Below are 14,585 nucleotides of genomic sequence, written 5' to 3'. Positions count from 1 at the left end.
AAACTCTTTTTGTATTTTTGTATAAAATAAAATATTATGTACACTATACAGTTAAAAATCAACGAAAAAGTCTATGACAAATTCATCTGGTTATTGAGTAAATTCAATAAAGAAGAAATTGAAATTGTAAGTGAAAGTTCTGATTTTATAGCTACAAAAAATTATTTACAGAAGGAATTAAGTGAAATTGAGAGAGGAAAAGCAACCTTTATTTCTCAGAAGGAGTTTGAAAATAGGTTAAATGGAATAGTTTAACTAGTTTTATGACAATAATATATAAAGAGACTTTTGTTTCAAGACTTGAGAAACAATTGAAATATCTATCTAAAAACAGTCCTAAATCTGCTAGTAAATTAAAGACTGAACTTATTAATAGAATAAAAGAAATTCCTGAAAACCCATATTTATTTAGGAAATCAATATACTTTGATAATGAATTAGTTAGAGATTTAATATATAAAGGATATACAGTCGTTTTTAGAATAAATGGAAATCAAATAGAAGTTTTCGGATTTACTAGATTTCAAGAAACCCCAACAGACTAAACTGCATTTTACAACACCGTATATAATTTATTGCTGGCTTCTCGCCTACTTACGAAAATCCTCGCGGATTTTCTATTCGGTTTTTATTTACTAAATTAGGTACTTAAACCACGCAACAAAACATATACAAACACGTTGGCAACCATTACTCACTCAAATCTGAAAAATGAATGAATAAAAGTATCAAATAAGTTTTATTTATTAATTTTGTTATTTAATAACTAAAATATAAACACTAATTTACAAAAAAATTAAAAACTAATGAATAAGTTAAAAGTAAATTTTCAAGTAAAATACATAGTTATTTTTCTTTCACTAATAGTTATTGTTGGTCTTATATTATTCTACACAATGAATAAGTATAATATTGAATTTACATTTACAGATATTATGGCTTATGGAGCAGGAAGTGTTGCTATAATGGCATTAATTTATCACGCTTTAAGTTTAGAATCTCAATATAAATTTCATCAAGAAAATTTATTCTTAACAAGGAATCAATATGCTTACGACGTTGTTTCTAAATTTAACGAACCACAAATGACTGATGCACTTCAGTTTCTTTACAAAATAGACAAGGACAAAGACAAGTTTTTTCCAGATAAAAAAGTTCAAAATTTTTTAGATTATATTAAAGAGAATAATGAAGATAGACAAAGAATAGTTATGGTTATAAATTACTTTGAACACCTATCCATTCTTGTTAAAAATAATCATATAGATGAAAAAATAATTAAAGAAAGTTTCAAAACAGTTTTTATTAGTACTTTTGTATTAATGAAACCATATATAGATTACAGTCAACAAGAAAGTTCTTCTATTTGGTGTAACTTTGAAAAAATGGCTATTAATTGGAATAAATAATAAAATGGCATAATATTCGTTATAGTAATATAAAATAATTACATTTACATCGTTAAAACAATCAAATTATGACAAAGCAAGATTTAAGTTGGTAAAAAGAATTTAACTGAAAATATTAATATAACCTCCCAATTTCGGAGGTTTTTTTATGCCAAAAAAATGAATAGCAATCTGAAATAAAAAACGGTTGCCAACACCGTATAAACTTTATTACTGGTTTTGGCTCACTTGGGAAATTTCTTCGGAATTTCGCCGTTCGTGTTTTATTTACTAAATTCACTGCTTAAAACACGCAACAAAGCTTATACAAACACGTTACCCACAATTAAAACCAACTTTATGGCTGAAACAATATACATAGTTCAATTGAGTGGTTATGGCTACAAAAATGGAAATGTATCTATAAATAAAACTCTGGAATTTGAAAACCTCAATGAATATCAAAAATTTCAAGGTTCAAATAAATTAGCTGAAATCTCGAGAGTAATTTCATTTCATTATCCTAACGTTGAGTTTGACCCGAAAAAGATTACAATAAATACAAATTCGAGGAAAAAATCAAAATCAAAAAAAACAATAAAAACTGCAACAGCAGTTGCTGGAGCATTTGTTGCAGGAAGATTATCAAAAAGTAAAACGGAGAAAAATGAAACTGTAAATGAAACCTTATTTGCAAACGAATTAAGACATTTACAAAATATTTCTTTCGGAAATGACGTAGAAGATATTACGAATAAACTTGATGAATTATATTTTGGAATTAAAAATTACAAATGGAAATATTCTAATGATGATAAAAACAAAAGAATTGTTAAGCAAAACAACCAAGCATTAACAAAATGTTTAAATAAATTCAAACAAGGTTTAGTAAAACTTTACAAGCAAACAAATGAAGAAAATATAAGAAAAGAATATAATACAAAATTCAAAAAATTAAATAGAAAAAAAGGATTAGACAAATTTGGTCTAATAATATTAGGAATTATTTGTTTCTTCATTATAATATTGATTTTATGGTTAAAGGAGAAATAGATAACAAAAGTATAATATCTGAATTGACTGAAATTTTTGAATATCAATCTAATAATATAGAAAATCAAAATATTATAGAAAGAGGATTTGTAAGTGCAAAACTAAAAAAGGCAAAAGCACTTTTTGTTGGAATAAACCCATCATATCTTTCAAATGCTACAAATGAATCTTATTTGTACGACATTGAAAAAGCCGTTTTAGATTACCCTAAACATTACAGAAAATTTGCAGAATTAGTTACAAATACAAAGTATGAAAATGACTGGTCGTATATTGACCTTTTTCAATTTAGAGAAACAAATCAGAAAAAAATTTATGACTTTTATGAAAACGATGTTGAATTTATTGTTTCTCAATTAAAATTAACTCACAAAATAATTTGTGAAATAAACCCAGAAATTATTGTTGTTTGTAACAGTGGAGCATCGAATTTTTTTGGAATAAATAAGATTAAGAAAAGTGAAAATTGGGAAAACATTTGGTTAGGCTATGAGTTTGAATACAATAAATCTTATGGAATTGACATAATAAAAGGAATACATAATGAAAGTATAATTAAAAACCAAAAGCAACATCTGAAAAACTTACCAATATTATTTACAAGTACATTAACTTACAAAAGCCGATTTGACAAAAAACGTCTGAATTGGCAATTGAATTTAGTTGCGGAAAATTATAATCGGAATGAAAAAAACAAATAACTGTGGGTAACACCGTATAAAAAAATTGCTGGTAAAAGCCAACTTACGAAAATCCTCGCGGATTTTCTTGGTTCGTGTTTTATTTGCTAACTTCATTGCTTAAATAACGCAACTTTTCTTATACAACAACGTTACCATAAATACAAAAAAATACGATAATGAAAAACATTTTACTAATATCATTCTTATTATTAACATCAATTTCTTGTACAAAAAAAGAAAAAGTAAATTACATTATAATATCGGGGAAAATAGAAAACCCGAATTCAGACAAGTTATCTATTGTTAGTTCTCGTAGTGAAGTTATTCATACATTCAATTTAAAATCAGACAATACATTTATAGATACATTAAACATTTCAGAAGGGTATTATTTCTTTTTTGATAAAAAACCTATTCCTATTTATTTAAAACCTTCATTTAATTTAAAATTATCAATAGACACAAAAAATCCGACTAAATATGTTGAATATAAAGGATTAGGCGCAAATGAAAACAATTATCTAATAGAACATAACGCTTTGAAAGAAAGTTCTGGGATGCAAAATTACTATTATGGTCATTATGCAAAATTTGATGAAAATAGATTTTTACAACAAACAGATTCGCTGTTTAATTTAAGATTTAAATTTTTAAAAGAGCAAAATAATCTAGATTCGGATTTTATTTATCTAGAAGAAAAAGCTTTAGAGTATGAAAAGTTAGATAGATTAGCAGGCTTCGAGATGATGCACGGTTTTGTGACAAAAAATACGAATTTCAAAGTATCAGACAACTTTCCAAATCCATATAAAGACATAAATTTAACCGATGAAAAATTATCAATAAGTCCTTATTATATACGTTTTTTAGAAGGTTATTTAAGGAAAGTTACATTTTCAAAATTAGAGATAGAAAATTTATCAGATCCAATACTAAAAACCTTAGAATCAATAGAAGAAAATATAAAAACACCAGTTTTAAGAGAAGTTTTAGCCTATAATGTTGGGAAGAATGACTTAAAACGTTCAAAAGATGTAGAAGTTGCTTTCAAAAAATACAATGACTTAACAAAAGATGAAAAACGAAAAGAAGAAGTTAGACAAGTCTATTTAAGTTTAAGTAAAATAGCGAAAGGAAAAACATCCCCTACTTTCAAGCTTTTTGATGTTGAAGATAATTTAATATCACTTTCTGATTTGAAAGGTAAATATATTTATATTGACTTATGGGCTACTTGGTGTGGTCCGTGTATAGCTGAAATTCCAGCGTTAAAAAAATTAGAAAAGCACTTTGAAGAAACAGATATTCAATTTGTAAGTATAAGTTATAAAGACAATAAAAAAAGGTGGAAAGAAATGATAACAGAAAAAAAATTAGGTGGAATTCAACTTTTTGCACCGAATGAAAATATTTCTTTTTTTAAAGATTATCAGGTTACAGGTATTCCTCGTTTCATTTTAATTGACAAAAACGGAAGAATTATTGAATCAAATGCTAAAAGACCTTCAAATCCGAAACTAAAGGAACAATTACAAAACTTGTTGTAAAGTACTTATGGTAACACCGTATATAATTTATTGCTGGCTTATTGCTAATTTACGAAAGTCCTCGCGGACTTTCTTGGTTGGTAATTATTTACTAAATTAGGTGCTTAAACACGCAACAAACCATATACAACAACGTTGCCACCAATAAAAACTGAACTTCAAAATTGTACTTTAAAAGAAAAAATATTACGGAATCAAATTCTGAAAGAATAGAACGAAATATTAGATTATTATCGTTAAAGAGACACACTTCTTTGGATTTTAAATATGTTTCAACCTATATAAATGAACCCAATAAGTTTTTTTGGGTTTTGAAAATGAAAAACGAATTGACTTATTACGAATTTCATCACCTTTTGAGAAATTACTTCCAAAAATAATTGTGACTTTTAAAAAGGAGAATTTTAAAGAATATAAGTTAAGATTGAAATTAATATCTATGATTTTATTTGTTTTTCTTACAATTGCATTGATTTTGAATTTATACTATTCTATTAAATCAGGGAAATTGGAAAGTAATTTTCTTTTAATTCTAATATTAAATTTGACATTTTATGTTCTCGCTTTTGTGGAATATAAACTCGTAAATAGAAAAATCAGGAAAGTTATAAAATGGAATGAATGAGAAAAAATGAATAAGAAAATACGAAATAAAAATTACTGGTGGCAACACCGTGTATAATTAATGGCTAGTACTCGCCTACTTACGAAAATCCTCGCGGATTTTCTATTCGGTTTTTATTTACTAAATTAGGTGCTTGAAAACGCCACAAATCATACACAAACACGTTATATGGCATTAAAACCAAACATTGGCAGAAATGTCATAAGATTGACATAATAATGACACAAGAATTAATAAAGTTTCAAAATATCTTTGCTAAGTAATATTTAAAACATCTAAAATGAATAATCAAAACTTAGCAATTAAAATCAAAAACCTAAGAAATCAAAAAGGATTTTCTCAAGAACAATTGGCTGAAGAATCAAAACTTAGTTTAAGAACAATCCAACGTATCGAAAAAACTGGAACAATTTCGAGAGGAGATACTCTGATTAAAATAACCCAAGCCCTAAATATAACACCAGATGAACTTTTAGAATGGGAAGTTATCGAAGACAAAGGATACATACAACAACTGAATTGGAGTTCCCTTTTCTTTATTATTCATCCAATATTAGGAATAATAATTCCATTTATAATGTGGATTTTGAAAAAGGGAAAAATAAAGTATGTAGATGATTGTGGAAAAAAGATAGTGAATTTTCAAATTACTTGGGTTTTGACATTATATGTTTTACTAATTCCTATAAATATGTGGTTCGGAGAAAAATTTTTATCTTTTCCATTTAGTTTTAACATAAAGAATTCTATTTATGCGTTAATATATCATTTCTCAATACCAACGATTATGCTATTTTTATTATATTTAATTAATATAGTGTTTATAATTTTGAATGTTAGAAAAAGTCGAAGAGGATTGAGGAACGAATATATTTTAGCAATTCCATTTTTGAAATAAAAAAAACGCCATATAACACCGTATATAATTTATTGCTGGCTTTTTACCTACTTGCGAAAGTCCTCGCGGACTTTCTTTGTCCGTAATTATTTACTAAATTAGTTGCTTGAAACACGCAACAAACCATATACAACAACGTTGGGCGTCATTTGAAAAAACAATACAATTAATGAAAATCAGTTTAATAATTTTGACTTTTATCCTTTTAACTTCTTGCCAAACAAATGGACAAGGAAAAATGGAAAACTACGCGAAATTGACTTCAAAAATCGACTCAATAATTAGCGAAAATAAATTTAACGGTGTTATTTCTCTTTCAACCGATTCAATTGACATTTATTCAAAATCGTTTGGATTTTCGGATTTAGAAAATAAAACAAAGATTGATATAAACGACCAGTTCGTCATTGGCTCAATAAGTAAACAGATTACTGCTGTTTTGATTTTAAGAGAATACGAGAAAGGTAAAATTGGATTAAATGACACGATTGGTAAGTATCTGACCGAAATCAGTCAACCTTGGGCTAAACTCGTAACAATTCACCAGCTTCTTACTCATACGCACGGAATTGTGGATTTAGATAAACCTCTGGAATTTAAAGAAGGTTCGCAATTTCACTACTCGCAATTGGGATATGAATTACTCGCACAAATTCTTCAAAAAGTTACAAGAAAGACTTTTAGAGGTTTATCTACAGAGTTATTTGATAAATATGGATTAAAAAACACTTTTCACCCCAAAAATAAAGTATATAAGAACCTTGTTAAAGGCTATGAAGAAAATGAAAATGGGATTTTAGAATTTACCAAAAATAGCTTGTACAACTTTGTGGCGGCAGGTTCATTTATCTCAAATCTTGAGGACTTAAAAAGATGGAATCAATTACTATTCTCTGAGAAACTGGTCAAAAAAGAAACATTGGAGTTAATGAAAACTAAATATGCCACTCGAATTCACCCTATTTTTGAAACTGTAGAATATGGATATGGCTTATTATTTAAAGATGGCGAACAAAACATTCAGATTGGAGCACTAGGTTATGCTCCAGGGTTTGTTTCCGCATGCTACTATTATCCTCAGACAAATCTAAATCTCGTTATATTGGAAAATACTGCAAATAACTTGAACGATTTCAAAAAGACATTTATAGTGCATACTGAAATAATGGAATTAATAAGAAAACGAACGCCCAACAATGGCTATAATTAATACGGGTTTTGGTGCTTAACCCAAAGTTTAGAGCCTTTAACCAAGTCCGCCAAATCTTTTGATTTGGCTTTGAAATGAAAAAGATAAAACAAAATAAAAAAGTTTTGGCTAAGTGCTTAATCGAAAGTTCACTACTTTTAATTCCCGTACTAACCATAGCCGAGACGTTAGCCACAAGCTCTGAAAAGCCACCACACAGTCAAGCACATTTTATTTTGCTCGTGCCTCACAAAATAAAAAGAGCTTGCCTTTTCCCACCACCACCCGAAAATATTTTGATTTAATACACAGTTTTTTGAGATATAAATGTAAATTAGTGGATTGGAAAAATATCTTAAATGAACCGAATTAAGGAAATGTTGGAACAGAAAGGAATTAAACAAACTTGGTTGGCTGAAAAACTAGGCAAAAGCTACAATATGGTAAATGCTTATGCTCAAAATAGACAACAACCAAGATTGGAAACCTTAATGGACATTGCTAATATTTTAGATGTGGACGTGAAAGAATTAATAATATCTAATAAAGACCAACAATAATATGCCAACACTCAATTGGATAGGAAAAGACAAAGTTATAAGCCATCATCAAGATGTACCTTACAGAGTTTTGGAACACAAATACGGTTTTACTGCTAAAAAAGGAGAACAAACCGAACCAACAGAAAGCGGAAATAAAATAATTCAAGGCGATAATTTAGAAGCTCTAAAAAGTCTATTACCAGAATACGAAGGAAAAATAAAATGTATCTATATAGACCCACCTTACAACACAGGAAATGAAAGTTGGGTTTATAACGATAATGTTAATCATCCTAAAATTAAAAAATGGTTAGGCGAAGTTGTTGGAAAAGACGGAGACGATTTAACAAGACACGACAAATGGTTGTGTATGATGTATCCAAGATTGCAATTACTTCATAAACTTTTAGATAATAAAGGACTAATTTTTATTTCAATAGATGAAAATGAAATTCACCACCTAAGATTAGTTTTAGATGAAATTTTTGGTAAAAACAATTTTAGAGGTTGCATATCAAGAGCTACAGGTACACCTACTGGTCAAGGTAATTCTCGTGTCGCGAATGAATTAGATTATATTTTAATTTATTCCAAAACAAAGTTTTCAGAAATAAAAGGACTTCCTTTTTCAGAAAAAGACAAAAAAATATACAATCAGGAAGATGAAAAAGGAAATTATTTGACTAGAACTTTAAGAAAAACAGGAGGAGAAGATAAAAAAGAAGATAGACCAAATATGTATTTTGGTATTTTAAATCCAAATAAGGAAGAAGTTTTTCCAATAGGTCCTTCCGGCTATGATAGTAGATGGAGATGCTCACGAGAAGGTTATGAAAAATTTGTAAAAGAAGGTCTCATAGAATGGAAAAAAGATAAGAAAGGAAAATTACTACCATATTTAAAGTTTTATTTAGATGGTCGAACAAAACAAGCAGGAAATTTATGGACAGATATTGAGGGTAATAAGAAAGCTTCAACAGATGTAAAAAGCATTTTTGACAAAAAAGTTTTTGATTTCCCCAAACCAATTGAAGTTATAGAAAAATGTCTATTAATTTCTTGCGATAAAAATGATATAATTCTTGATTCTTTTGCTGGTTCTGGTACAACTGCTCACGCAGTTTTAAACCTAAATAAACAAGATGATGGTAACAGAAAATTCATTTTAGTAGAAATGGAAGATTATGCCAATGATATTACTGCTGAACGAGTAAAAGAGTTTCCAAAGGTTATGGCAAAGAAAAAAAGCAGTTGAAGGAACTGGAGGAGATTTTAATTTTTATGAATTAGGCTTACCACTTTTTGATGATAAACATAACTTAAATGAACAGGTTGGTATAGAGAAAATACGAGAATACATTTGGTTTTCAGAAACAAGAACACCTTTTAAAGCACCAAAAAAATTAATTACTTTTTAGGTAAAAAAGATGATTCAGTTTATTATTTCATTTATGAAAAGAACAAGTTAACCACTTTAGATTATGATGCTTTAGAACTCATAAAAACTAAAGGCGAACAGTATGTGATTTATGCAGATAATTGTTTGCTACCTAAAGACTTTATGGCAAAAAATAATATTATTTTTAAAAAAATACCAAGAGACATTACAAGATTTTAAATTATGGAATTAAAAAGCTACCAACAAAAAGTAATAGAAAATCTTGAAAAATATTTAGAATATGTTCAAAAACATAAAAATGTAGCGACTGCATTCAATCAATATTGGGAAGACAAAATTGGACCATATAACCCTTTGGATAATACAGGAATGCAACCTTACAAAAACAACATTCCAAAATCAGCTCACGTTTGCATAAAAGTACCAACAGCTGGAGGAAAAACCTTTATTGCAGTAAATGCTTTGCATTCCATTTTTTCTGCTTACGATACAAGTAAAACAAAAGCTGTTATTTGGTTAGTTCCTTGGAGTAATCTATTACAACAAACTGTAAATGCTTTATCAAATCCAGAGCATCCTTATCGCCAAAAATTAAATGCTCTTTTTAACCACAAGGTTGAGATTTATCAAAAAGAAGATTTGCTACAAGGTTCAAATTTCAATCCAACCATTGTAAAGGAACAATTGAGCATTTTCGTTTTGAGTTTTGCAAGTTTAAGAGCAAGAAAAAAAGAAGATAGAAAAGTCTACCAAGAAAATGGCGAATTAGCTTCATTTGTTCCACAATACACAAATAGAAAACATTTATTAGCAGATGTTGACGACACAGCTTTAATAAATGTAATTAGAAGTTTGCATCCTGTTTTAGTTGTTGACGAAAGTCATAATGCAGAAAGTGATTTGAGCGTAGATATGCTTAAAAACTTAAATCCATCTTTCATTTTGGATTTAACAGCAACACCAAAGGACAATAGCAACATTGTAAGTCTTGTTCCTGCAATAGAACTAAAAAAGGAACATATGGTTAAACTTCCTGTCATCGTTTACAACAATCACGATAAAACAGAGGTCATAAACAATGCTTTGCATTTACAACGCAAACTGGAAAATTTGGCAATAAAGCAAGAAAAAGATGGCGGAAAATACATTCGACCAATCGTTTTGTTTCAAGCACAGCCAAAAACAAAAAACGACAATACAACTTTTGAGAAATTAAAAGAACAATTATTGAGTTTAGGTATTCCCGAAAATCAAATAAAAATCAAAACAGCGAATATTGATGAACTTAAAAGCATTCCAGATTTACAAAGTAAAGATTGTGAAGTTCGTTACATAATTACAATAAATGCTTTAAAAGAAGGTTGGGATTGTCCTTTTGCATACATTTTAGCGTCTTTGGCTGACAAATCGAGTGCAGTAGATGTTGAGCAAATTTTAGGTCGTGTACTTCGTCAACCTTACGTTCAAAAACATAAAGCTTTTCAGTTAAATCTTTCCTATGTATTAACAGCTTCGGCAAAATTTAATGACACATTACAAAGCATTGTTGAAGGTTTAAAAGCATCTGGATTTAGTGGAAATGAACATAGAGTTTCTGATAAAATGACAGAAGAAAAAAACAAACAGAAGTTGTAAATCCTGTTGATTCTTTTCTATTTCCAGAACAACAAAAAGAAACCGAAGAAGAAACGATTGATAAAAAGCGAATATCATTTGACCCAAATGCAAGTGAAGAAGAAATTGAAAATAATCCTTTCAATCAAGAAATGGAATCAATTTCTAAAGAAGAAAATAATGAATTAGAACAACAAATAAAGGAACAGGAAAAACAACCTGTTGACGAAAATATTTTTCAAGAAATGGGAGATAAAGTAAAACGTTATCGTGTAAAAGAAACAAATAAGGAAATTATTGATAAAATAGATTTTCCTCAATTTTTTCTAAAAGTAACAGCAAGCGACATCTTTGGAACAGACGAAGAATTATTAAACAGAGAATCTTTATTAAAGGATTTTAAACTTTCTGATGAAGATATTAAAATAGATTTTGACAAAATATCGTCCGATTTATACAAAGTAGATTTAACAGAAACAGTAAAAGACAATTATACACCAGATTGGGTAAAAATTGAGGAAAGTCAAGTAAAAGACCCAATTGCAGAATATATTTTGGCGAAACCAAAAGATGCTCAAATAAGCGATATTACGCATCAAATAATGCAAATTATTGGAAATATGTATCCAATTCCTGACCAAGAAATAAAAGTTTACGTTGGCAGAATTTTAAAAGGAATGAACGCAGAGCAAATGCGAGATATTTTAGTTAGAAAATGGAGTTATACAGATAAAATAAAATCTAAAATCAGACAACTTTCAGACAGTTATGCGGAAACTCGATTTTTTGATATTTTAAAAACCAAAGGAATAAAAGCGAAAGGAAACTGGAAATTAGGAAAGGAAATTGTTCCTGGAAATGTTGGTTCTTCAATCGGAAATTCATTGTATGAAAAAGAAGGAACAATGAATAATTTTGAGGAAAGAGTTATAATGGAAATCGGAACTTCTTCAAATATTGCTTTTTGGCATAGAAATTTAGAAAGAGGAAAAGGATTTTTTATCAACGGTTTTAAAGCCAATCATTATCCTGACTTTATTTTGCAAACTAAATCTGGAAAAACAATACTAATAGAAACGAAAGGAGACCATTTAGACGGTTCTGACAGCGAAGGAAAGTGCAGACTCGGAAACGAATGGGAAAGACAAGCTGGAAACGACTTTTCCTATTTTATGGTTTTTGACAAGAAAGAAGTTAAAGGAGCATTTACTCTGGACAAAGCGAAAGAATTAATAAGCGGAATGTAAAAAGCCAACGCTAGTGCAAGCACATTTAAAGTTTGCTCGTGCCTCACAAATTTAAAAGAGCTTTCACGCCAACGCTAGCAAGTTTGCGGAATAAAGCCAGTGGCTAACAACGTGTATAAAACATAGCTATTATAGGCTTTCCGAGAGGTTTTTGTATATTTACAAAGTACGCCAAATTTTTAATTTGGTTATATTTATAAAAGAAAATTAAACATAAAAATAAAAAATTCGGCTCGTGCTAAATCCGAAAAGTTAGCGACTATTTATACGCTACGTTTCATACACAAGACCGTTGGCTTTAATGCGGGAAAAATCACTCGCATGTTGAATATGGAGTTATTTTAAGTTGAGAATAAAAATTGGGATTAAGCAATTTTACAGATTGTGATTTTTATGAAAAAATATTTATTTCCTTTAATTCTATTTGCTTCCACCTATCTTTTAGGTGTTATATTTTATGAAGGAATAAAAATCCATTTTAATAAGGAAATTACAACTACAATATTAAAATTAGCACTTGGATTTGCTTTTTATATTTACACTATAAAGTTTATTAAAAATAGGGGGAAATTATTTAAAATAACACAAATACGGAAAAATGAAATTTGGTTGTTTCTTTTTTTGGCAACTCTTTATATTATAAATAATTACTTTATTTCAGTTTATTCAAGCAAAACTGAATATATGAAAACTAAAGTAATTGGAATCGTTATTTTAAATTACATCTTAAATTCATTTTTTGAGGAATTTGCTTATAGAGGTTTTATTCAAAGCTATGTTAACCAAAATTCTGAAAAAATAAGAAAACCAATAAGTCAAGGGAATTTATTTGCAAGTATATTAATGATTTTTCCTCATTTAGGCTTCTTAACTATTATGGATACTGTCTTTGCTATTACAAGTTTAATTTTAGTGATTATTTTTTCATTAATACTTGGCTACCTGAAAGACAATGGAATGAGTATTTGGAAATTAATAATAATTCATACTTTAATTAATTTTATTCATTTAATAATTAACATTAAACATTATATTTAAACAAAAAAATGAGAAAATTTCATTATATTGTAAATTGAATTTTTGAATTGAAAAAAGCACTAAAAGCCAACACCGTATAAAATTAATTGCTGGTTTTAGTCAATTTACGAAAGTCCTCGCGGACTTTCTATCTGTGATTTATTTGCTAACTTTAGTGCTTAAATTACGCAACTAATCTTATACAACAACGTTAGCACAAATATACAACTCTTACTACTAAAATGGAATATAAGGACAAAGTAAAATATTTAGACATTGTTATAAAAAATATTGAAAATACAGAAATGTTTGATGTCGATAATATTTTATACAAATTACCAGAATTAAAAGAAACATATAAGGATATTTCATACAGTATAAGGTCTTTTGGAGTTAAAAATAATTTATTTTCTAAAATAATAGCTACAAAAGGTTCGTCTTGGTATAAGTTAACAACTAAAGGAGAAAATTTAAAAGAATTTAAGAAAGGTTTTATAAAATTTGAAAAATCTCTAACTAAAATTCCATTAACTTTATATCAAAAAATACATTTACCTATTACTATAATATCCTTATTAGGAACTTTAACTTTTTCTTATTTTACATTCGATTATAAAGGAAAAAACAACAATTTAATTAATGAAAAGATTATTTTAAAAGACTCCATAAATAAATTGAAATTAAAAATTGAATTATATAAAGTATTGTCATTAAAAGACACATTACACACCAATAATTAGACCCGTTAATTCCTAAATTAGATATATTAAATACTTGTGCTAACAAAGTATAAAATGTATAGTTTTTTTTCGTTTTATTTATATTATTCTCGCTCATTCTTATGTCTGTTATTATTTATTAATTAATCACTAAATTTACACTACACATCTTATACTAAAACGTTGCCACCAATAAAAACTGAACTTCAAAATTGTACTTTAAAAGAAAAAATATTACGGAATCAAATTCTGAAAGAATAGAACGAAATATTAGATTATTATCGTTAAAGAGACACACTTCTTTGGATTTTAAATATGTTTCAACCTATATAAATGAACCCAATAAGTTTTTTTGGGTTTTGAAAATGAAAAACGAATTGACTTATTACGAATTTCATCACCTTTTGAGAAATTACTTCCAAAAATAATTGTGACTTTTAAAAAGGAGAATTTTAAAGAATATAAGTTAAGATTGAAATTAATATCTATGATTTTATTTGTTTTTCTTACAATTGCATTGATTTTGAATTTATACTATTCTATTAAATCAGGGAAATTGGAAAGTAATTTTCTTTTAATTCTAATATTAAATTTGACATTTTATGTTCTCGCTTTTGTGGAATATAAACTCGTAAATAGAAAAATCAGGAAAGTTATAAAATGG

General features: G+C 27.9%; 14 protein-coding genes. All 14 read left to right on the top strand.

Translation table 11 applies throughout. From position 1 onward, the window contains the following. The first annotated feature begins 36 nt into the window (after positions 1 to 36). On the top strand, positions 37 to 255 hold the full coding sequence (locus tag N5A56_RS04970; RefSeq protein WP_265724490.1) for a tRNA pseudouridine synthase A: 219 nt from the start codon (positions 37 to 39) through the stop codon (positions 253 to 255). Between the two features lie 8 nt (positions 256 to 263). Next, on the top strand, positions 264 to 545 hold the full coding sequence (locus N5A56_RS04965) for a type II toxin-antitoxin system RelE/ParE family toxin (protein ID WP_265724489.1): 282 nt from the start codon (positions 264 to 266) through the stop codon (positions 543 to 545). Positions 546 to 896: 351 nt separating this feature from the next. Further along, the gene (locus tag N5A56_RS04960; RefSeq protein WP_274270244.1) at positions 897 to 1,409 is read left to right on the top strand and encodes a DUF4760 domain-containing protein; all 513 of its coding nucleotides are present in this window, start codon (positions 897 to 899) and stop codon (positions 1,407 to 1,409) included. Positions 1,410 to 1,748: 339 nt separating this feature from the next. Further along, positions 1,749 to 2,441 (top strand): hypothetical protein, encoded by a 693-nt coding sequence (locus tag N5A56_RS04955; protein ID WP_265724487.1) that lies wholly within the window; start codon positions 1,749 to 1,751, stop codon positions 2,439 to 2,441. Then, entirely contained in the window at positions 2,423 to 3,142 is a 720-nt protein-coding gene (locus N5A56_RS04950) for a hypothetical protein (RefSeq protein ID WP_265724486.1), read from the top strand. Before N5A56_RS04955 ends, N5A56_RS04950 begins: the two co-directional genes overlap by 19 nt. A 158-nt stretch (positions 3,143 to 3,300) precedes the next feature. Then, positions 3,301 to 4,671 carry a TlpA family protein disulfide reductase gene (locus N5A56_RS04945; RefSeq protein ID WP_265724478.1) on the top strand — a complete coding sequence of 457 codons (1,371 nt, stop codon included), beginning with the start codon at positions 3,301 to 3,303 and terminating at the stop codon, positions 4,669 to 4,671. 905 nt (positions 4,672 to 5,576) lie between these two features. After that, a complete protein-coding gene (locus tag N5A56_RS04940) occupies positions 5,577 to 6,194 on the top strand; it encodes a helix-turn-helix domain-containing protein (RefSeq protein ID WP_265724485.1) in 618 nt (205 codons plus the stop codon). 106 nt (positions 6,195 to 6,300) lie between these two features. Beyond that, the gene (locus N5A56_RS04935) at positions 6,301 to 7,404 is read left to right on the top strand and encodes a serine hydrolase domain-containing protein (protein ID WP_265724484.1); all 1,104 of its coding nucleotides are present in this window, start codon (positions 6,301 to 6,303) and stop codon (positions 7,402 to 7,404) included. Between the two features lie 338 nt (positions 7,405 to 7,742). Beyond that, a complete protein-coding gene (locus N5A56_RS04930; RefSeq protein ID WP_265724483.1) occupies positions 7,743 to 7,943 on the top strand; it encodes a helix-turn-helix domain-containing protein in 201 nt (66 codons plus the stop codon). Between the two features lies 1 nt (position 7,944). Next, a complete protein-coding gene (locus tag N5A56_RS04925) occupies positions 7,945 to 9,180 on the top strand; it encodes a site-specific DNA-methyltransferase (RefSeq protein ID WP_265724482.1) in 1,236 nt (411 codons plus the stop codon). 366 nt (positions 9,181 to 9,546) lie between these two features. Next, a complete protein-coding gene (locus tag N5A56_RS04920) occupies positions 9,547 to 10,959 on the top strand; it encodes a DEAD/DEAH box helicase (RefSeq protein ID WP_274270243.1) in 1,413 nt (470 codons plus the stop codon). Between the two features lie 131 nt (positions 10,960 to 11,090). After that, entirely contained in the window at positions 11,091 to 12,185 is a 1,095-nt protein-coding gene (locus N5A56_RS04915) for a hypothetical protein (RefSeq protein ID WP_274270242.1), read from the top strand. 684 nt (positions 12,186 to 12,869) lie between these two features. Next, a complete protein-coding gene (locus N5A56_RS04910) occupies positions 12,870 to 13,223 on the top strand; it encodes a CPBP family intramembrane glutamic endopeptidase (protein WP_265724480.1) in 354 nt (117 codons plus the stop codon). Between the two features lie 221 nt (positions 13,224 to 13,444). Then, positions 13,445 to 13,942, top strand: coding sequence for a hypothetical protein (locus N5A56_RS04905; protein WP_265724479.1), 498 nt, complete (start codon positions 13,445 to 13,447; stop codon positions 13,940 to 13,942). Positions 13,943 to 14,585: the final 643 nt, after the last annotated feature.

Origin of the sequence: Polaribacter ponticola, from assembly GCF_026191475.2 — a bacterium.
GTDB lineage: Bacteria > Bacteroidota > Bacteroidia > Flavobacteriales > Flavobacteriaceae > Polaribacter > Polaribacter ponticola.
The sequence above is the reverse complement of the archived record's forward strand: the minus strand, read 5'-3'. Positions and strand labels throughout refer to the sequence as shown.

Coding starts and splice junctions, on each gene's coding strand:
- N5A56_RS04925 (WP_265724482.1), top strand. CDS start 7,945: ATGCCAACACTCAATTGGATAGGAAAAGACAAAGTTATAAGCCATCAT.
- N5A56_RS04955 (WP_265724487.1), top strand. CDS start 1,749: ATGGCTGAAACAATATACATAGTTCAATTGAGTGGTTATGGCTACAAA.
- N5A56_RS04965 (WP_265724489.1), top strand. CDS start 264: ATGACAATAATATATAAAGAGACTTTTGTTTCAAGACTTGAGAAACAA.
- N5A56_RS04930 (WP_265724483.1), top strand. CDS start 7,743: ATGAACCGAATTAAGGAAATGTTGGAACAGAAAGGAATTAAACAAACT.
- N5A56_RS04940 (WP_265724485.1), top strand. CDS start 5,577: ATGAATAATCAAAACTTAGCAATTAAAATCAAAAACCTAAGAAATCAA.
- N5A56_RS04915 (WP_274270242.1), top strand. CDS start 11,091: ATGGAATCAATTTCTAAAGAAGAAAATAATGAATTAGAACAACAAATA.
- N5A56_RS04950 (WP_265724486.1), top strand. CDS start 2,423: ATGGTTAAAGGAGAAATAGATAACAAAAGTATAATATCTGAATTGACT.
- N5A56_RS04905 (WP_265724479.1), top strand. CDS start 13,445: ATGGAATATAAGGACAAAGTAAAATATTTAGACATTGTTATAAAAAAT.
- N5A56_RS04970 (WP_265724490.1), top strand. CDS start 37: ATGTACACTATACAGTTAAAAATCAACGAAAAAGTCTATGACAAATTC.
- N5A56_RS04920 (WP_274270243.1), top strand. CDS start 9,547: ATGGAATTAAAAAGCTACCAACAAAAAGTAATAGAAAATCTTGAAAAA.
- N5A56_RS04960 (WP_274270244.1), top strand. CDS start 897: ATGAATAAGTATAATATTGAATTTACATTTACAGATATTATGGCTTAT.
- N5A56_RS04945 (WP_265724478.1), top strand. CDS start 3,301: ATGAAAAACATTTTACTAATATCATTCTTATTATTAACATCAATTTCT.
- N5A56_RS04910 (WP_265724480.1), top strand. CDS start 12,870: ATGAAAACTAAAGTAATTGGAATCGTTATTTTAAATTACATCTTAAAT.